This window comes from Diaminobutyricimonas aerilata, from assembly GCF_002797715.1.
Classification (GTDB): Bacteria; Actinomycetota; Actinomycetes; order Actinomycetales; family Microbacteriaceae; genus Diaminobutyricimonas; species Diaminobutyricimonas aerilata.
This window is the reverse complement of record NZ_PGFF01000001.1, coordinates 1662745-1681833: the sequence shown is the minus strand read 5'-3', so window position 1 is coordinate 1681833 and position 19089 is coordinate 1662745. Positions and strand designations below refer to the sequence as shown.

At 70.6% G+C, this 19089-nt stretch carries 17 protein-coding genes and 1 tRNA gene; 2 read left to right on the top strand and 16 right to left on the bottom strand.

The window, feature by feature from the left end:
• Positions 1-37 precede the first annotated feature (37 nt).
• Positions 38-604 (top strand): peptide deformylase, encoded by a 567-nt coding sequence (gene def / locus CLV46_RS08060; RefSeq protein WP_100364294.1) that lies wholly within the window; start codon positions 38-40, stop codon positions 602-604.
• A gap of 12 nt (positions 605-616) precedes the next feature.
• Here the strand turns inward: def and CLV46_RS08055 are convergent, their stop codons facing one another.
• The 13 genes from CLV46_RS08055 to dusB all read right to left on the bottom strand — a co-directional run bounded on the left by CLV46_RS08055 (position 617) and on the right by dusB (position 14960).
• Positions 617-925 carry an AzlD domain-containing protein gene (locus CLV46_RS08055; protein WP_100364293.1) on the bottom strand — a complete coding sequence of 103 codons (309 nt, stop codon included), beginning with the start codon at positions 923-925 and terminating at the stop codon, positions 617-619.
• On the bottom strand, positions 922-1689 hold the full coding sequence (locus tag CLV46_RS08050) for an AzlC family ABC transporter permease (protein ID WP_100364292.1): 768 nt from the start codon (positions 1687-1689) through the stop codon (positions 922-924). Before CLV46_RS08050 ends, CLV46_RS08055 begins: the two co-directional genes overlap by 4 nt.
• Positions 1676-2584: a sensor histidine kinase gene (locus CLV46_RS08045; RefSeq protein WP_100364291.1), complete on the bottom strand. Its 909-nt coding sequence runs from the start codon at positions 2582-2584 to the stop codon at positions 1676-1678. Before CLV46_RS08045 ends, CLV46_RS08050 begins: the two co-directional genes overlap by 14 nt.
• Positions 2585-2681: 97 nt before the next feature.
• Positions 2682-2754, bottom strand: a tRNA-Asn gene (locus CLV46_RS08040).
• Positions 2755-2812: 58 nt separating this feature from the next.
• Positions 2813-3802 carry a lactonase family protein gene (locus tag CLV46_RS08035; RefSeq protein WP_100364290.1) on the bottom strand — a complete coding sequence of 330 codons (990 nt, stop codon included), beginning with the start codon at positions 3800-3802 and terminating at the stop codon, positions 2813-2815.
• Positions 3799-4647 (bottom strand): ATP-binding cassette domain-containing protein, encoded by an 849-nt coding sequence (locus tag CLV46_RS08030; RefSeq protein ID WP_245866646.1) that lies wholly within the window; start codon positions 4645-4647, stop codon positions 3799-3801. Before CLV46_RS08030 ends, CLV46_RS08035 begins: the two co-directional genes overlap by 4 nt.
• Before the next feature lie 39 nt (positions 4648-4686).
• The gene (locus CLV46_RS08025) at positions 4687-6324 is read right to left on the bottom strand and encodes a dipeptide ABC transporter ATP-binding protein (protein WP_100364289.1); all 1638 of its coding nucleotides are present in this window, start codon (positions 6322-6324) and stop codon (positions 4687-4689) included.
• Positions 6321-7328, bottom strand: a complete 1008-nt coding sequence (locus CLV46_RS08020) for an ABC transporter permease (protein ID WP_211282168.1) — start codon at positions 7326-7328, stop codon at positions 6321-6323. Before CLV46_RS08020 ends, CLV46_RS08025 begins: the two co-directional genes overlap by 4 nt.
• Positions 7328-8419 (bottom strand): ABC transporter permease, encoded by a 1092-nt coding sequence (locus tag CLV46_RS08015; RefSeq protein ID WP_100364288.1) that lies wholly within the window; start codon positions 8417-8419, stop codon positions 7328-7330. The genes CLV46_RS08020 and CLV46_RS08015 overlap by 1 nt, the downstream gene beginning before the upstream one ends.
• Before the next feature lie 113 nt (positions 8420-8532).
• Positions 8533-10170, bottom strand: coding sequence for an ABC transporter substrate-binding protein (locus CLV46_RS08010; protein WP_100364287.1), 1638 nt, complete (start codon positions 10168-10170; stop codon positions 8533-8535).
• A 196-nt stretch (positions 10171-10366) separates the two neighbouring features.
• On the bottom strand, positions 10367-12508 hold the full coding sequence (dnaG, locus tag CLV46_RS16960; RefSeq protein ID WP_245866643.1) for a DNA primase: 2142 nt from the start codon (positions 12506-12508) through the stop codon (positions 10367-10369).
• Between the two features lie 6 nt (positions 12509-12514).
• Positions 12515-13795: a deoxyguanosinetriphosphate triphosphohydrolase gene (locus CLV46_RS08000; protein ID WP_100364286.1), complete on the bottom strand. Its 1281-nt coding sequence runs from the start codon at positions 13793-13795 to the stop codon at positions 12515-12517.
• Positions 13785-14960 (bottom strand): tRNA dihydrouridine synthase DusB, encoded by a 1176-nt coding sequence (gene dusB, locus CLV46_RS07995; protein ID WP_100364285.1) that lies wholly within the window; start codon positions 14958-14960, stop codon positions 13785-13787. The genes CLV46_RS08000 and dusB overlap by 11 nt, the downstream gene beginning before the upstream one ends.
• An 87-nt stretch (positions 14961-15047) precedes the next feature.
• On the opposite strand from dusB, the gene CLV46_RS07990 reads away from it, so the two are divergent.
• On the top strand, positions 15048-15527 hold the full coding sequence (locus CLV46_RS07990; protein ID WP_100365958.1) for an aminoacyl-tRNA deacylase: 480 nt from the start codon (positions 15048-15050) through the stop codon (positions 15525-15527).
• 117 nt (positions 15528-15644) lie between these two features.
• Here the strand turns inward: CLV46_RS07990 and CLV46_RS07985 are convergent, their stop codons facing one another.
• The 3 genes from CLV46_RS07985 to CLV46_RS07975 all read right to left on the bottom strand — a co-directional run bounded on the left by CLV46_RS07985 (position 15645) and on the right by CLV46_RS07975 (position 19014).
• The gene (locus CLV46_RS07985) at positions 15645-16295 is read right to left on the bottom strand and encodes a DsbA family oxidoreductase (RefSeq protein ID WP_100364284.1); all 651 of its coding nucleotides are present in this window, start codon (positions 16293-16295) and stop codon (positions 15645-15647) included.
• 111 nt (positions 16296-16406) lie between these two features.
• The gene (locus tag CLV46_RS07980) at positions 16407-17348 is read right to left on the bottom strand and encodes a glycyl-tRNA synthetase (RefSeq protein ID WP_157802268.1); all 942 of its coding nucleotides are present in this window, start codon (positions 17346-17348) and stop codon (positions 16407-16409) included.
• Positions 17349-17631: 283 nt separating this feature from the next.
• Complete coding sequence (locus tag CLV46_RS07975; protein ID WP_100364282.1) at positions 17632-19014, bottom strand: glycine--tRNA ligase; 1383 nt, start codon at positions 19012-19014, stop codon at positions 17632-17634.
• Between the last annotated feature and the right edge of the window lie 75 nt (positions 19015-19089).

The window sequence follows — 19089 nt, the reverse complement described above, 5'->3', positions numbered from 1 at the left end:
ACGAATCTACCGGGAACTCCGCCGATATCCTGGGCGAATGGCCGTTCTGCCCATTCGAATCACCGGGGATCCGGTGCTCCACACTCCCGCCGCGCCCGTGACCGTCTTCGACGACGATCTGCGCCGCCTCGTCGCCGACATGTTCGAGACCATGGACGCCGCCCCCGGCGTCGGACTCGCCGGCCCCCAGGTGGGCGTGGATGCGCGCGTGTTCGTCTTCGGCTGGACCGACGAGGCCGACGTGGAGTGGCGCGGCGTCGCCATCAACCCCGAGCTGCTGTTGAGCCCGCTCTCGACCGCCGAACTCGACGAGGAGGAGGAGAGCGAGGGCTGCCTGTCCGTGCCCGGTGAGCGCGCTCCGCTGCGCCGCGCCCACAAGGCCGTGCTGCGCGCCGTGGACCTCGAGCAGCGTCCGTTCGAGATCGTGGCCGAGGGATGGCTCGCGCGCATCTTCCAGCACGAGTTCGACCACCTCGACGGGGTGCTCTACGTCGACCGCTTGCAGCCGGAGCATGCGAAGGGCGTGCTCAAGACGATCCGCAAGAGCGGATGGGGCGTTCCCGGTCAGAGCTGGCTCCCGGGAGTCGACGACCTCGAGGGGTGACGACGACCGCCGTCAGGGCCACCACATCCTGAGCAGCGCCGCCGTCGCGGCCGCCGCCACGACGACGACGATGAAGGGCGCCCGCAGCGCCAGGAGCACGGCGGCGACCCCGATCGCCGGCACGCGGGCGTCGAGCACGATCGCGCTACCGGTCGTGAACGTCTGCACGCCGACGAGCGCGGCGAGCAGGGCCACGGTCAGCAGACTGCTCGTGCGCGACACGGTCGGCTTCTCGAGAACCGAGGGCGGCACGAGGTAGCCGCTGAGCTTCAGTGCGAGCACGGCGATCGCCGAGATGAGCACGATGTGCCAGACGGTCATGCCCTGCGCCTCCCCAGCCAGTTCGTGATCCCGACCACTACGGCGACCGCCGCCGCGATGAGCACCGGCACGCCCGTGGGCAGCGCCGGCGTGAGCACGACGGCGAGCACCGCCGCCGCCACGGCGACCACGACGGGCTGCAGCTGCTTGAGCCGGGGCCACAGGAGCCCGAGGAACGCTGCGGCGGCCGCGGCGTCGAGTCCATACGCGCGCACGTCACCGATCAGATCGCCGACGAGGGCACCTGCGAGCGTCGTGAGGTTCCATCCCACGAAGATGATCACACCGGTCCACCAGAATCCGGTGCGCTGGGAGGCGAGGGTGGGTTGCGCGGTGGCGACCGCGGTCGACTCGTCGATCGTGAGGTGCCCTGCCGCGAGTCGCCGCCACCAGGGGCCGGGGATGAGCGGGGCGATGCGGATGGCGTAGAGGGCGTTGCGCGTTCCGAGCAGGGTCGCGCCGGTGATCGCCGCGACTCCCGCGCCCGCTCCGCCGCTCGCGACGACGCCGATGAGGGCGAACTGCGAGCCGCCGGAGAACATCAGCAGGCTCAGCACGCACGTCTGCCAGATGTCGAGCCCGGACGCGACCGAGAGCGCCCCGAACGAGACGCCGTAGGCGGAGACGGGGATGCCGACCGCCCAGCTCGCGCGGACCGCCGCGCGCCGGTCGGCGTCGGGGTCTGCGGGGCTGTCGTGCGCGTCGTCCCGGTGGGGCGGGCCGTCGCCCGGATCGTGAGCGGCGGAGGAGTCAGTGCGGGTCATCGTCTGCCAGTCTGCCCGGTCGCACGCCGAGATCCACACCGTGTACGGCGTTGTGGTGACGCAGCGTCGGGAAGACGGCGGAGAGGGAGAACCCGACACCGGGCACTCGGTGGGCGGTGAGCACGCCGCCGAAGAGCTCGGTGCGGGCACGCATCTCCGCGATCCCGCGGCCCTCGACCACCTCGGTGAGCGCACGCAGGTCGTCCTGCATCGTGTAGCCGCCTCCATCGCCGGCGACGCGGAGCCCGTCGTCGTCGACCTTCACCTGCAGACCGGTCGCCGTCCAGCCGAAGCCGACCCGCACGGTCGTGCCCGGACCGCCGTGGTGCAGAGCATTCACGAGCGCCTCCTGCAGGATGCGGTAGATCGCCACCTCCGCGCCGTCGGTGAGGGGGAACCGTGCCCCGGTCTCCTCGACCTCGATCGCGAGCCCGGCCGACCGCAGTGTGTCGAACAGCTCCCGAGCCGGTCGGATGCCCGACCACGGTTCGCTCGGCGCGTCGAGGTCGCCCGCGAACGCGAGCACGCGACGCAGATCGCCGAGCGCGGCACGCGCCGACACGGCGACGCCGTCGATGGCGCGGGCGGCCGCGGCAGGATCCGGAACCGAGTGCCGCGCGCCGTCGGCCCGCACGGCGATGTCGCCGACGGACCGCACCGCCACCTCATGCAGTTCGCGGAGCACGCGGAGGCGGGCGTCGCGATCGGCGACCTCGAGGCGCGCGTCGACCGCGGTCCGTTCGGCCTCGGCTCGCTGCGCGCGCTCCGTGTCGACCGAGCGCCGCGTCCGCGCGAGGGCGACCAGCACGATGAGCAGGGCGAGAGCGAGCACCGCCGCGACCGCGGCGAACGCGACGACGAGCGACTCGGCGTTCGCCTGCAGCCAGTCGTCCACGTCGATCCCTCCGCTGCGCCCTGCGGGCTCGGAGGAACACTACCGGCGCACCGCCGGAACGAGAACGGGGCCCCGCTTGCGCGAGGCCCCGTGGCTGCTCCCCGAGATGGACTCGAACCATCAACCTGCCGGTTAACAGCCGGCTGCTCTGCCAATTGAGCTATCGAGGATCGTGGAACAGCTAGGTCACTCTACCAAAGGAGCCGCCCCGGCAAAATCGAGTGTCGCTCACCACGCGAGCAGGGCGCTCGGCGACGGGACGTCCACCGCGTGCGAGTAGACCGGCACCCCGTTCTCGCCGAGATCGAACGCGGCGACCCGGTGGTCGAGCTGGTCGGCGGCGTAGAGACGTCGGCCGGACAGGACGAAGTGGCGCGGCCATGCGCCCCGCGTGGGCACCTCGGCGATCCGCTCGAGGCGACGGCCTCCGTCGTGTGCGGCGAGCACCACGATCGTGTCGCGACCGCGCACGGCCGCGTAGACGAAGCGTCCGTCGGCACTGACCGCGACCTCCGACGGGTACTCCTCGTCGGCGCGGTCGAGGAAGACCGAGACGATCGGGCGCAGGTTCTCGTCGAGCGCGACGACGTGGTTGTCGAGCTCGGTGATGACGTACACGATGCCGGTCGGATGCTGAGCGAAGTGGCGCGGACCGGATCCGGCCGGCAGGCGGACGGTGCCGACGCGCTGCAGCGATCCGTCCTCGCCGATGGTGTGAACGTGGACGGCGTCGGTGCCGAGGTCGCTCGAGAGCACGCGCCCGTCGGCGAGCACGATGCTCGCGTGGGCGTGCGCTCCCCCGCGGTTCATCGCGGCCGGCCCGGGTTCCGGGCGCAGCACCTGGGCGGGCTCCCCCGGTGTGCCGTCGTCCAGGAGCGGGTGGCGGGCGAGCATCCCGTCGCCGTAGCAGGCGACGAGCGCCGAGTCGGCGGTGAGCGTCACATGGCACGGCAGCGCACCGCCCGTCGCGATACGGGCGAGCGGTTCGGCGGACGCCGCATCGGGGGCGACCCGGAACGCGTCGAGGCGCCCCGCGCCTTCGGCGCTCGCGTACACCACGTCGCCGCGCCGGGCGAGGAACGACGGCGACTCGGTCTCCACGATCGTGCCGCGGTGGCTCATCCGCCCGTCCGCGTCGACCTCGACGAGTCCGATGCCCGTCGCGGCGCCGTCCTGATCGGCCGTGTAACCGCCGACGAGCAGTCGAAGCGCCGTCATCGCGTCTTCGCCGGCGCGGTCGACAGCACGGGGGTGTCCGGATGCTGGTGGCGGTACTCCTGCGCGAGACGCTCGACGTACGGGTGGTGGGGTCGCGCGAGCACCTCGTCGACCGGGCCGTACCCGACGATCATGCCGCGGTGCAACACGGCGAGGCGGTCGGCGATGCGGCGCAGCTCCCCCACCTCGTGGGCGATGATGAGGGCGCTGAACTCGCGCTGGCGCTGGAGTTCGCCGAGCACATCCAGGATCGCCCCGCGCACGAGCACGTCGACGCCCATCGTCGGGTCGTCGGCGACGAGCAGCTCCGGCTCGAGCACGAGGGCTCGGGCGAGCGCGACGCGCTGCCGCTGGCCCTGGCTCAACTCGTGCGGGTACAGCGACATGGTGCCGAGCGGCAGGTGCACCGCGTCGATGAGGGTCGCGACGATGCCGCCCGCCTGCCGGCGGCTGAAGCGCCGGTCGCGCAGGTAGATCGGCAGGGCGACGTTCTCGCCGACCGTCAGGTGCGCGTCGAGACGCGAGCCGCCGTCTTGCGGGAGGTACCCGATCCGGGCCTGCAGTCGGTCCCGTGCGCGCGTGCCGATCCGGCGCAGGGGGCGCCCGAGCACCGTGAGGCTGCCGCCGACGATGTGCGGGGAGTCGTGGGCCGGCAGACCGCCGAGGCCCGCGATGGCGCGCGCGATCGTCGACTTGCCCGACCCCGCCTCACCCACCATCCCGAGGATGGTGCCGCGCGGAACGGTCAGCGAGACACCGCGCACGGCGAGGCCCCGCGCTCCTCGCCGGTCCGCCGGATAGTTGAGCGACACGTCGTCCGCGTGTATCGCCGGGCCCTCGTCCACGTGCCCCTCCCCCAGAATCGCTGTGTCCAGGCTACGCGCTCACGAGGAGTGCCGCAGCGCCTCGCGACGCCGCCGCTGCTCCACCGGGTCGGGCACCGGAAGCGAGCCGATGAGCTTGCGGGTGTACGGATGCTGCGGCTGTTGCAGCACCCGGTCGCCGGGCCCCTCCTCGACGAGTTCGCCGTGGTAGAGCACCGCGATCCGGTCGGCGAGGAGGTCGACGACCGCGAGGTCGTGGCTGATGAACAGCGTCGCGAAGCCGAACCGCTCCTGCAGCTCGGCGAAGAGCTCGAGCACGCGCGCCTGCACGGAGACATCGAGCGCGCTCGTCGGCTCGTCCGCGATGAGCAGCGTCGGCTCGAGCGCGAGCGACCGGGCGAGGCTCGCACGCTGACGCTGGCCGCCGGAGAGCTCGTGCGGGAACCGGTCGCCGTAGGCACCCGAGAGCTGGACCGCCTCGAGCAGCTCGTCGACGCGCCCGCGGGCCTCGGCGGGCGTGCGGGCGACGCCGTGCACGACGAGCGGTTCCGCGACCGCCTGGGCGATCGTCAGCAGCGGGTTGAAGCTCGACGCGGGGTCTTGGAACACGAACCCGAGATCGCGGCGCACGGAACGGAACTCGCGCTCGCGCATCCCCCGCATCTGCACACCGAGCACCTCGAGGGAGCCGCCGGTCACGCGGGTGAGCCCGGCGATCGCGCGGCCGATGGTGGTCTTGCCCGACCCGCTCTCGCCCACGAGGCCGAGCACCTCGCCCGGCCTGATGTCGAAACTCACCCGGTCGACGGCGAGGAAGCCCGGTCGGCCGAAGCGTCCCGGGTAGCGGATCTCGAGGTCGCGGGCCGACACGACCGGCGCGACCGCCTCGTCCGGCACGACGCGCTCGGTGAGCCGCGCGCCCATCCGCGGCACCGCCGCGAGGAGCTTGCGGGTGTACTCCGCGCGCGGCGAGGCGAACAACTGGTCGACCGGCGCCTGCTCGACGATCTCGCCGGCGTACATCACGGCCACGCGGTCGGCGAGGTCGGCGACGACTCCCATGTTGTGGGTGATCAGCACGATCGCCGCCCCGAACTCGTCGCGGCACCGGCGGAGCAGGTCGAGGATCTCGGCCTGCACGGTGACGTCGAGGGCGGTCGTCGGCTCGTCGGCGATGATGAGCTTCGGGTCGAGCACGAGCGCCATCGCGATGACGATGCGCTGCTTCTGACCGCCCGAGAACTGGTGCGGGTAGTGGTCGATGCGCTTCTCGGGGTCGGGGATGCCGACCTTGCGGAGGGCGTCGATCGAGCGGGCGCGCGCCTCGGCGCGGCTGATCCCGGAGTGTGCGCGCAGGCCCTCCGCCATTTGCCAGCCGACGGTGAACACGGGATTGAGCGAGGTGGAGGGCTCCTGGAAGACCATCGCCGCCGTGCCTCCGCGCAGTTGCCGCAGCGCGGCGCCGTGCAGGGAGACGACATCGTCGCCACCGACGACGACGGCGCCGTTCACGGTCGCCGTCTCGGGAAGCAGTCCGAGGATCGAGCGCGCGGTGACGCTCTTGCCGCTGCCGGACTCCCCGACGATGGCGAGCACTTCGCCCGCCTCGACGGCGAGGTCGACCGACTTGACGGCGTCGACGTCGCCCTCGTCGGTGGCGAACCGGATGCGCAGGTCGCGGATGTCGAGAACGCTCATGCGCGGGGCTCCAATCCCTGGGCTGCGGGGCTGAGACTGCCGCCGGGCACGACCGAGGTCTCGGCGGCAAGGGCGGGGGTGCCGTCGGCGCGGCGACGGGCACGCAAGCGTGGATCGGCGAGGTCGTTGAGGCTCTCCCCGATCAGCGTGATGCCGAGCACGACGAGCACGATCGCGGCGCCGGGGAAGATCGAGGTCCACCAGATGCCGCTCGTGACATCCGACAACGACTTGTTGAGGTCGTACCCCCACTCGGCGGCCGAGGTCGGCTCGATGCCGAAGCCGAGGAAGCCGAGTCCCGCGAGCGTGAGGATCGCCTCGGAGCTGTTGAGCGTGAAGATGAGCGGCAGGGTGCGCGTGGCGTTGCGGAACACGTGACGGAACATGATGCGCGCGGTCGACGAGCCCATGACCTTCGCGGACTCGACGTACGCCTCCGACTTGATGCGGACCGTCTCCGCCCGGATGACCCGGAAGTACTGCGGGATGAAGACGACGGTGATCGAGATCGCAGCCGCGAAGACGCCGCCGATCATGCTCGACTGCCCGCCGCTGATGACGATCGCCGCGACGATGGCGAGCAGCAGGCTCGGGAAGGCGTACACGGCGTCGGCGACGACGACGAGCACCCGGTCGAGCCAGCCGCCGATGTAGCCCGAGATCAGTCCGAGCAGCACGCCGAGGAAGATCGACAGGATGACGGCGATCACGATGACGAGGGCCGCGGTCTGCGCCCCCCAGATCACCCGCGAGAGCACGTCGTAGCCGCCCACCGTCGTGCCGAGCAGGTGGGCGGAGCTCGGCGCCTGCTGCGCGCCGAAGTTGCCCCCCTCATCCCGCAGCTGGGAATAGCCGTAGGGGGCGAGCAGCGGCGCGAACACCGCGACGAGCAGGAAGATGCCGGTGATGACGAGTCCGACCACGAGCATGGCGCGCTGCAGTCCGACGGACTGGCGCAGTTGGTGGACGACGGGGAGCCGCTTGAGGCGGGACGACACGGACATCAGTACCTCACTCGAGGGTCGATGATCGCCGCGACGATGTCGACGATGAAGTTGGTGAGCGCGACGATGACGGCGAGGAGCGCCACGATCCCCTGCACGGCGACGAAGTCGCGCGCGGTGAGGTATCGGGCGAGCTGGAACCCGAGCCCCTCCCACTCGAAGGTGGTCTCGGTGAGCACCGCGCCGCCGAGCAGCAGGGCGATCTGCAGGCCGATGACCGTGATGATCGGGATGAGCGCGGGCTTGTATGCGTGCTTGCGCGCCAGCCGGAACTCGTTGACGCCGCGCGACCGCGCCGCGTCCACGTAGTCCATCGACAGGGTCCCGATGAGGTTGGTGCGCACGAGTCGCAGGAACACGCCCGCGGTCAGCAGACCGAGAGCAAGCGCCGGCAGCACCGCGTGGGCGAGCAGGTCGGAGAAGACCGCGCCGCTGCCGATGCGGAACGCGTCGATGATGTAGATGCCCGTCCCGCCGTCGAGGCGCGCGAGCTGCAGCTCCGTGCGCACGGACGCGCGGCCCGCGACCGGCAGCCACCCCAGAGCGACCGAGAACACGAGCTTGAGCACGAGGCCCGCGAAGAACACCGGGGTCGCGTAGCAGAGGATCGCGAACACGCGCAGCACCGCATCCGGCCAGCGGTCGCGGAAGTACGCGGCGAGCATGCCGAGCGGGATGCCGACGATGAAGGCCACGATGAGGGCGTAGAACGCCAGCTCGAGGGTCGCTCCCCCGTACCGGGTTAGCACCTCGAGCACCGGGCGGTTGTCGCTCAGCGTCGTGCCGAAGTTGCCGGTGAAGATCTGGCCGAGGTACTCGAAGTACTGCACGACGATCGGCCGGTCGTAGCCGGCCGCCACGATGCGCTCCTGCAGCTGCTCGGCGTTGAGCCGGCCGCCGAGCGCCGCCGTGATCGGGTCGCCGATCGCGCGCATGAAGAGGAAGACCATCGTCACGAGGATGAAGACGGTCGGGAAGATCAGAAGGAAGCGCACCAGGATGTAGCGCCCGAGCGAATTCGACGGGCCGCTGCGGCGGCGCTTCGACGGGGTGTCCGTCGCCGGCGTGCCGTTCTCGGCGGTGAGGGTCATGGGTAGTCCTGTCAGTACCGGTCGCGGACCGGGAGGGAGCATGCGGAGGGCGGCCCGCGCTGACGCGGGCCGCCCTGGCGCGGGGTCCGGACGCATCCGGACCCCGCTCGGCATCAGCCGCGGGTGAGTGATGCGTAGCGGAACTTGAACGACGCGTCGAGAGTGACGCCGTCGATGTCGGTTCCGGCCACGGCGATCTGCGCGCCCTGCAGCAGCGGCAGGGTCGACAGGTCCTCGGCCTCGAGCTGCTGGATCTGCTCGATGAGGGCCGTGCGCTCAGCGGTGTCCGGCGTGACCGCCTGCTGCAGGATGAGGTCGTTCACCTGCGGGTTGTCGTAGTGGTTGGCGAGGAAGTTCTCCTTGAGGAAGAACGGGGTAAGGTAGTTGTCGGCGTCCGAGTAGTCCGGGAACCAGCCGAGCTGGTAGGCCGGGTAGACGTCGGCGGTGCGGTCCTTCGAGTACTGCACCCACTCGGTCGACTGCAGATCGACCTCGAAGAGACCCGACTCGTCGAGCTGGCTCTTCACGAGGGCGTACTCGTCGGCCGAAGAGGGACCGTAATGGTCGTCGGAGTTGTACTGCAGGCTCAGCTGCACGGGCGTCTCCACACCGGCGTCGGCGAGGATCTGCGCGGCCTGGTCGGCATCCGGTCCGCCCTCGCCGTCACCGTAGAGCTCCTTCAGGGGCTCCGTGGCTCCGGTGAAGCCCTCGGGCACGAAGGAGTACAGGGGCGTGTAGGTGCCCTTGTAGACCTGCTCGGCGATCGCCTCGCGGTCGACGAGTGCGGCCGCGGCCTGACGCACGGCCTGGGCCTTGGCCGGGTCGGCCTCGGGGGTCGTGGCGCCGTACGGCATCGTGTTGAAGTTGAAGACGATGTAGCGGGTCTCGCCACCGGGGCCGTCGTGCACCTTCACGCCGTCCTGGCCGCGGAGGTCCTCGATGTCGGTCGGGGCGAGGCTGCGGTGGGCGACGTCGATCTCGCCCTCCTGCACGTCGAGCTTGAGGTTCGACGAGTCGGCGTACACGCTCAGCACGACGCCGTCGTTCTCGGCCGGGCCGAGCAGACCCTGGTAGTCCTCGTAGGGCTCGAACTCGACCGTGCTGTTGAAGTCGTAGCTCGTGATGACGTACTGACCGGCGAACGCGTTGGCGTCGACGATCTCCTCGTCCGGAGTGATCGAGTCGGGCGAGAACACGTCCTCGTCCACGATGGCGCCGGGGAAGCTCGAGAGGATCTGCGGGAAGACCTGGTCGTTCGGGGTCTTGAGGGTGAAGACGACGGTCGTGTCGTCGACGGCCTCGGTGCTCGCGAGGTTGTAGAGCAGGCTCGAGGGGCCGTTCTCATCGGCGATGGCGAGCTGACGGTCGAAGGTGAACTTGACGTCCGACGCGGTCAGGTCGTTGCCGTTGGCCCACTTGAGGCCCTCCTTGAGCACGACCGTGTACTCGGTGGGGCTCGTGAACTCGGCTGACTCGGCGATGTCGGGCTCGACGTCGGGGCTGCCGTACGGCGAGTTGAGCAGGTACGGGAAGACCTGCGTCTGGATGGCGAGCGACCCGTTGTCGTACGAGCCGGCCGGGTCGAGCGTGGTGACCTTGTCGGTGGTTCCGATGAGGATCACGTTGTCGCCGCTGCCGCCCGATTCCTGTCCGCCGCCGGCGGCGCAGCCGGCGAGCACGAGGGTGAGGGCTGCGATGCCGACAGCGCCGGCACGACCGGCTGCTCGGCGGGATGTGAACGCGGATGCCATATCCGGTTACCTCTTCCTGGTTGGAGGCCCGGACGCGCCGTCGACCCCGTGCGGGGTGGACGTGAGGGGGATGGCGTCGAGGCCGTGCTGTGTAACAGTCCTAACACACGGTGAACAGTCAGCCGGACCGCGGGCGGTTTTGTTAATGAGACCGCAACGCTTCCGGCGGGTCGCCGGGGTGATTTCGCGACCGGTCTCAGGTCTCCTCGCGCAATGCCCGGCGGTCCGCCTCGACCTGCACGAGCTGCTGCTGCAGCTCCCGGTAGCGGGCGTCGTCGGCGGAGGCGCGCTGCAGGGCACCGAGCAGCTCCGCCTTGCGGCGCAGCAGGTCGCGGGCGACGAGGTCGGTGACGACGCTGCGGCAATAGTTCGCGAGCTGCTCCGGCCGACCGGGCAGGGGCGCCACGCCGAGCTGTTGCACGAGGGTCGCGAACCGGGTGGGCACCTCGTCGGAGACGCGCATGAGCCAGTCGGACCGGTCGACCAGGTCGAGGGTCGCGGCGATCGCGTCGCGCACCACGGCGAGGCTGTGGTTGGCGAACGCGACGTGCGCGGCGCGACCGAGCAGGTCCGCGCCGACCTCCGCCGGATGCTGCAGCATCGCCATGAGCGCGTCCCGTTCGAGGCGGGTGTTCGGGTCCGTCGGCAGGGTCGTGAGCGACGCGGCCGGTTCCGCCACCTCGGCGCCGGGGTAGCCGGGCTCGTCGTACGGGTCGGGCGGCGGGGCGTCGGGCCAGTCGGGCTGCACGGACTCCCCCGGGCGCCGCCCGCCGGGACGGCTCGCATCCGAGCGCGGACCGGAGGCCAGCGGCGCGTCGCCCGGACCGCGCCGGGCGCCCGTCGCGGTCGGCACCCCCTCGGGTCGTCGCGAGTCGAAGCGACGCTGCCCCTCGCCGCGGGGCCCGTCCACGCGAGTGCCGTCGCCCCGGCCGGAGCCGCGCTCGCCGCGCTCGCCACGGGTGCCGTCCCCCGTCTTGCGATCCCCGGATGCGGCGGTGCGCTCCCCGGCGGAACGTGCCGCGGATACGGCGCGCTGCACCTCGCTCGGGTCCATGCCCAGCCACCCGGCGAGGTTGCGCACATAGCCGATGCCGAGGGCCTGGTCGCGGATGCCCGCCACGACGGGCGCGGCGGCCCGCAGGGCGGCGACGCGCCCCTCGACGGTCTCGAGGTCGAACCCACCCAGCACGCGACGCACCATGAACTCGAACATCGGGCGCCGCTGCTGGATGAGTCGTCGCACGGCGTCTTCGCCACGCTGGAGCCGGAGGTCGCACGGGTCGAGTCCGTCGGGCGCGACGGCGACGAAGGTCTGTGCGGCGAACCGCTGCTCCTCCGCGAACGCCCGGCTCGCCGCCTTCTGCCCCGCCTCATCCGGGTCGAACGTGAACACGACCTCGCCGAGCTGACGCGAGTCGGCGTTGTCGTAGTCGCCCAGGACCCGACGGATGATCTTGATGTGGTCGACGCCGAACGACGTGCCGCACGTCGCGACCGCCGTCGTGACGCCCGCGAGGTGGCACGCCATGACGTCGGTGTAGCCCTCGACCACGACGACCTGCTTGCCGCGCGCGATGTCGCGCTTGGCCAGATCGAGCCCATACAGCACCTGGCTCTTGTGGTACACCGCCGTCTCGGGCGTGTTGAGGTACTTGGGGCCCTGGTCGTCGTCGAGCAGTCGGCGCGCGCCGAATCCGAGGGTCTGCCCGGTCGTGTCGCGGATGGGCCAGATGAGGCGCCCGCGGAATCGGTCGTACAGCCCGCGATCCCCTCGCCCGACGAGTCCGGCGGAGACCAGCTCGTCGTCGGTGAAGCCCTGGGCCTTGAGGTGCTTCGAGAGGGCGTCGTACGACTTCGGGGCGAAACCGATGCCGAACCGCTCGGCCGCCGACTGGTCGAAACCGCGCTCGCCGAGGAAGCGCCGCCCCGGCTCGGCGCCGGGAGAGGCCAGCTGTGCCTGGAAGAACTGCTCGGCCGCCCGGTTCGCGGCGAGCAGGCGCGCACGGTTGCCGTGATCGCCGGCCGAGCCGCCGTCCTCGTAGTGCAGCTCGTAGCCGATGCGCGCCGCGAGTCGTTCCACGGCCTCCTGGAAGGTGACGTGGTCCATCTTCTGCAGGAACGTGTAGACGTCGCCGCCCTCGCCGCATCCGAAGCAGTGGTAGAACCCGACCTGGGGCCGCACGTGGAAGCTCGGACTGCGTTCGTCGTGGAAGGGGCACAGACCCTTCATCGACCCGACCCCCGCGCCCTTGAGCGTGACGTAGTCGCCGATGATGTCGGCGATGTTGGTGCGTGACCGCACCTCGTCGATGTCGCTCCTGCGGATGAGTCCGGCCATGGGTCGCTACGCCAACCGCTCGTGCCAGGCCATCGCCGACTGGTCGGTGAGCGACGCGACCTGGTCCACGACGACGCGCCGCCGGGCGGCGTCGTCGGGGGCCGCGTTCCAGTCCGCGGCGAACCCGGGGTCGAGGTCGCGGGGGCCGGTGGCGTAGAGCGCGTCGGCGAGCTCGGTGAGGATGCTCCGCTGACGCGCGTAGATCGGCTTGCGGGAGTTCGTCGACATGACGTTGGCGGCGACGATGCCCTTGAGCACCGCGATCTCCGCCTGCGTCTCCCGCGGGACCACCACATCCGCGCCGAACCGGATGAGACTGCCGCTCGGATAAGCCGCGCGAGTGGCGTGCACGGCCTCGTGCGCGAAGCGTCCGATGAGCTGGCTGGTCAGGTTCTTGAGCTTCGCGAGGTCGCGCCGGCTGCCGTTCCAGTCGTCGATCCAGAAGTCGAGGTTGTCGAGCCGGTCGAAGGCGGCGATGAGCTCGTCGTGATCGATCTCCCCGCCGATCCACTCGAACATCGCGTCGACCAGTTCGTCGTGGTCGGCACGCGCACTGAGCGCCGGCACGTCGAGGTAGCCGCTCACGATCGCGTCCTCGAAGTCGTGGACGCTGTAGGCGATGTCGTCGCTCAAGTCCATCACCTGCGCCTCGATGCAGCGCACGCGGTCGGGCGCGCCCGCGCGCAGCCACTCGAACACGGGGGTGTCGTCCGCGTAGAAGCCGAACTTGCTGCGACCGCTCGGGTCGGGGATGCCGTGCTGCTCGGGCCAGGGGTATTTGCAACTCGCGTCGAGGCTCGCCCGCGTGAGATTGAGCCCGTAGCTGTGGCCGTCGGGACCGAACACCTTCGGCTCGATGCGGGTGAGCAGGCGGAGGGTCTGCGCGTTGCCCTCGAAACCCCCGATGTCGGCGGCCCACGTGTTGAGCGCGCGTTCGCCGTTGTGGCCGAAGGGTGGGTGGCCGAGGTCGTGGGCGAGGCACGCGGTGTCGACGACGTCGGGGTCGAGTCCGAGGCTCGTGGCGAGTTCGCGGCCGACCTGGGCGACCTCGAGGGAGTGGGTGAGCCGGTTGCGGGCGAAGTCGAGACCGGCAGTCGGGCTCAGCACCTGCGTCTTCGCGGCGAGACGGCGGAGCGCGCTCGAGTGCAGCAGGCGCCCGCGGTCACGCGCGAAGTCGCTGCGGCGGGTGGAGTGCTCCTCGGGGAACCATCGCTCGGCGTCGGCCGGGCCGTATCCACGTTCGAGCGCGGCATCCGCGTCGGCGTGGCTGTGCCACTCACCCGCCACTGGTGCTCAATTCCGCGAGGTTCAACTCGTCGCGGTGGGTCTCCTGCAGCTCGCGGCTCTCGAGCCAGCGGTCGGGAAGCGCCGGCACCTTGGGGGTTCCCGCCCGACCGCGCTGGCCCTCGGCGGCCTCGCCGGGGTACGGCTGGTCGGGGTCGAGCTCGCCGAGCAGCTCGTCGAGGTGCGCGAGGCTCTCCACGGTGGCGAGCCGGGCGCGGAGCTCGCCACCGACGGCGTAGCCCTTGAAGTACCAGGCGACGTGCTTGCGGATGTCCCGGCACGCGCGGCCCTCGTCACCGCCGAAGAACTCGACGAGCAACTCCGCGTGCCGCCGGAACGCGCGGGCGACCTCACCGAGCGCGGGCTCGTGCCGCACGCGCTCGACGGTCGGGTCGACCTCCGAACGGAACGCGGAGGCGAGATCGCCGAACAGCCACGGGCGGCCGAGGCAGCCACGGCCGACGACGACTCCGTCGCACCCGGTCTCGCGCACCATCCGCAGCGCGTCGTCGGCGCTCCAGATGTCGCCGTTGCCGAGCACCGGCACCCCGGTGATGGTCTGCTTCAACGTCGCGATCGCGGACCAGTCGGCGGTGCCGGAGTAGAACTCGGCGGCGGTGCGTGCATGCAGCGCGATGGCGGCGACCCCGGCCCCCTCGGCCGCCTTGCCCGCCTCGAGGTAGGTCAAGTGGTCGGAGTCGATGCCCTTGCGCATCTTGACCGTGAGCGGCACGTCGCCGGCGGCACGGACGGCCCGTTCGACGATCTCGCGGAACAGCCCGAGCTTCCACGGCAGAGCGGCACCGCCGCCCTTGCGGGTGACCTTCGGCACCGGGCATCCGAAGTTCAGGTCGATGTGGTCGGCGCGATCCTCGGCGACGAGCATCGTGACCGCCTCGGCGACCGTCGTCGGGTCCACCCCGTAGAGCTGGATGCTGCGCGGCGTCTCCGACTCGTGGTGCTGGATGAGCCGCATGCTCTCGGGGGTGCGCTCGACGAGCGCGCGGCTCGTGATCATCTCGCTCACGTACAGACCGGCCCCGTACTCGCGGCACAGCCGCCGGAACGCGGTGTTGGTGATCCCGGCCATGGGCGCGAGAACGACCGGCACATCGAGCCGCAGCGGGCCGATGTGCAGCCCGGGCTCGGCAGCGGTCATCGTGGTCATCACTCTGATTCTCCCAGACCCTGCCTCCGCGTGCGGCACGGCGGGAATCCGGGGGACGCGTGTCGGGTTGTCGTCGCTGTGGACGAACTGAGAACAGGACGGGACCGGGCACGCGCCGACGCCGAGGCGCGGGGTGTGACGGTCGAATTCCGTGAGCGCCCGGCCGCCGGATCGCTCGAAGAGGCGGCGACACTCATCGGCGTCAGCCCGCGGGAGGTCGTCAAGACCCTCGTGGTCAAGCGCCACGACGGCACGTTCCTGTTCGCCCTCGTCCCGGGTGACAAGCAGATCTCCTGGCCCAAGCTGCGCGCCGTGGTCGGCGTCAACAAGCTCAAGCTGCCGGAGGCATCCGTCGCCCTCGAGGCCACCGGATACGAACGCGGCACCATCACCCCGTTCGGCTCGACAACCGCCTGGCCGGTCTTCGCCGACACCGACGTCACCGGGTCCGTCGCGATGGGGGCGGGCGAGCACGGGTACAGCCTGCTCGTCGACGCCGACGACCTCATCCGCGCCTTCGACGCGACAGTGGCCGACATCGCGGACCCGGCAGCCCCCAGGGACTGAGTCACGCCTCGTCGGCGTCGAGCCGGCTGATCACATCCGAGACCGCGGGGATGACGCAGAAGTCCCCCTCGCAGACGGCCGCATCCGGGGCACCGAGCGGGATGAGCTTGATGTCGCTCACGCGGCCGCCCTCGCATCCCGCACCTGGCCGAGCACGTCGGCGAACGTCGCCGCGTCCTGCGCGCCCGACACGGCGAACCTGCCGTCGAAGACGAAGAACGGCACGCCCTGGATGCCGAGCTGCTGGGCGAGCGCCTGGTCCTCGCGCACGGCGCCGAGGTGCTCATCCGTCGCGAGGGCGCGATGGGTCTCGTCGCGGTCGAGGCCGATCTCGGCCGCGAGATCGGCCAGATCGTCGATGCGACCCACGTGGCGACCCTCGACGAAGTAGGCGGAGAAGAGGCGCTCCATCATTTCGAGCTGCACGCCGTGTTGCTTCGCGGCGTGGAGGAGCTCGTGCGCCTTCACCGTGTTGGTGTGCTGCAGCGCGTCGTAGTCGTAGGCCAGATCCACCGACGCCGCGATCTGCGTCACGCGGTCGATCATCTGCTCCGCCTGCTCGCGCGGAATGCCTTTGTGCCCGGAGAGGAAGTCGATCTCGCCGCCCTCGAACTCGACGGGAGTGTCGGGGGCCAACTCGAAGGAGTGGTACTCGATCTCCACGTCGCCGCCGAAGCGTTCGACGCCGGCCTCGAACTTGCGTTTGCCGATGTAGCACCACGGGCACGCGATGTCCGACCAGATGTCCACCTTGATGGGTTCACTCACGTGAACTGCAACCCGTCGTGCGGTTCCGTATTCCCCGCGCTAGACCTGGCGAAGCCGACTCTCGTGCGGCGTGGTGTCGGAAATTCAGGAGCCAGGCTGGTGCGCGGTACTTCATCGGGACGCGAAGGCCGGAAGCATGCGGCGTCCCGGCGGACCGCCCGGCGGTTCTCCTGAGTTTCCGACGCTGAGAGCGGAGCGGCGGGCCGCGATCGCAGCACGGATGGCCGCCAGCACCTCGGGCCACCGGTCGAAGACGAGCCGCGCGGTGGGCCGTAGCGGGTGGTACCCGTCGCGGGTGATCGAGAGATCCTTCGCGCGGTCGCGTTCGAAGGTGAGCAGATGGTGCTCGCGGCCGTCCACCTCCACGGCGACGATCCCGTCGACGACGACGTCGATGCGTTGTGATGTGCCGGTGATCGGCACCTGGGTACGAACGCGATGGCCGGCCAGCCGTGCGCGCGTGCAGAGCAGGCTCTCCGGCAACGACTCGCGTGCCGGGTCCACCAGAGCGGCGAGCACCTGCAGCCGGGCGGGCAGCTCCTCCAGCACCCGTTCGAGATCCGTCCGCTCGAAGCGCCCGGTGCGCATCGCCCAATCGAAAGCGGCGACGGCAACCTCGAGCGGCTCGTCGAGCGCGGCGCGTCGGAGTGCGTCCGCCAGGCCGACGAACATGCTGTCGCCGTGTGCGGACCGTTCGCGCTCCTCCCAATGCAGCACCACGCCGTCTCTGCCGCGCGCTAGTCGCCGTCGACGGTTCCCCGGTGACCTCTGCCGCGCGGCGTTCACCGGCACCGCGACATGGAGCGTCGTCGACCGCTCGACCCACCCTCCCCACGCCGCGATCGCGGAGACCCCCGTCAACCGACCTCCGACGCGGACCGCACGGACGCGCGGATCGTCGGTCGGAAGCGTCGTGTACCAGCCGTTGCGCACCCGGATCACCTCCCCCGTACGAACGGCTGCGGTCAGGTGCCGATCGCCGGCGCCTCGACGCACGAGCTGCTGCTTCTGCGCCATGCCGCCCAGCTCATCCACCCAGTCCGCAATGCTCACGTCGACCACGGTCGCGAACCGGCTCCCGCGACGGTGCGTCGATCGCGGATCCGTGCACAACGGCCAGCCGTCGCGCCGTGTGGTGGACGCGCGGGACCGAACAACCACGCTCAGAGCGTCGGAAATTCAGGAATGCGCGGTCAGTGCCCGGTGTGCTGTGCCGCGATTCCGGGTGCGCCGACCCCGGGCACCGCCCGACTCCTGAATTTCCGACACCTGGCGATCGAGGAGGGCACCGGTCGTGCCGCGGTATGCGGAGGCCGGCGCCGGGCGCGCGGGCGGGTCAGGCGCCGAGGAGCTGGCCCGCGAGGTAACCGCGCAGGTTGTCGAGGGAGATGCGCTCCTGCGACATCGTGTCGCGCTCGCGCACCGTCACGGCCTGGTCGTCGAGGGAGTCGAAGTCGACAGTGACGCAGAAGGGGGTGCCGATCTCGTCCTGGCGGCGGTAGCGGCGGCCGATGGCGCCCGCGTCGTCGAAGTCGATGTTCCAGTACTTGCGCAGGTCGGCGGCGAGGTCGCGCGCGACCGGCGAGAGACGCTCGTTGCGCGACAGCGGCAGCACGGCGACCTTCACCGGCGCGAGGCGCCGGTCGAGCCGCAGCACGGTGCGCTTGTCGACGCCGCCCTTCGTGTTCGGCGCCTCGTCCTCGGAGTACGCGTCGATGAGGAACGCCATGAGCGCACGCGTGAGGCCGAACGCCGGCTCGATCACGTACGGGGTCCAGCGCTCGTTCTTCGTCTGGTCGAAGTACGACAGGTCGGTTCCGGATGCCTCGGAATGGGTGGTCAGGTCGAAGTCGGTGCGGTTCGCCACACCCATGAGCTCGCCCCACTCGCCACCCGTGAAGCCGAAGCGGTACTCGATGTCGACGGTGCGCTTGGAGTAGTGGCTCAGCTTCTCCTGCGGGTGTTCGAAGAGGCGGAGGTTCTCCTCCTTGAGCCCGAGGTCGCGGTACCAGCGGTACGACTCGTCGATCCAGTACTGGTGCCAGTCCTCATCGGTGCCCGGCTCGACGAAGAACTCCATCTCCATCTGCTCGAACTCGCGCGTGCGGAAGATGAAGTTGCCCGGCGTGATCTCGTTCCGGAAGCTCTTGCCGATCTGACCGATGCCGAACGGCGGCTTCATGCGCGCCGCCGACAGGACGTTCGCGAAGTTGACGAAGATGCCCTGCGCCGTCTCCGGACGCAGGTAGTGCATGCCCGCCTCGTCGTCGACCGGCCCGAGGTAGGTCTTCAGCAGCCCGCTGAACTCGCGCGGCTCCGTCCACTGGCCGCGGGTGCCGCAGTTCGAGCACGCGATGTCGGTGAGGCCGTTCTCGGGCGCGCGGCCCTTCTTCTCCTCGAACTCCTCGAGCAGGTGGTCGGCCCGGTAGCGCTTGTGGCAGTGCAGGCACTCGACGAGCGGGTCGCTGAACACGGCGACGTGTCCGGATGCCTCCCACACCTTGCGGGGCAGGATGACGGCGGAGTCGAGACCGACGACATCGTCGCGGCCCTGCACGAGCTGCTGCCACCACTGGCGCTTGATGTTCTCCTTGAGCGCCACACCGAGGGGTCCGTAATCCCACGCGGACCGGGATCCGCCGTAGATCTCGCCCGATTGGAAGACGAAGCCGCGACGCTTCGCGAGTGAGATGACGGAATCGAGTGCAGTGGTCGCCACGGGGTCGTTTCTCCTGGGATCAGCCGAGCTGGTTCGCCGGTCGGCAGGGATCACCAGTCTAGTGATCAGCGGGTG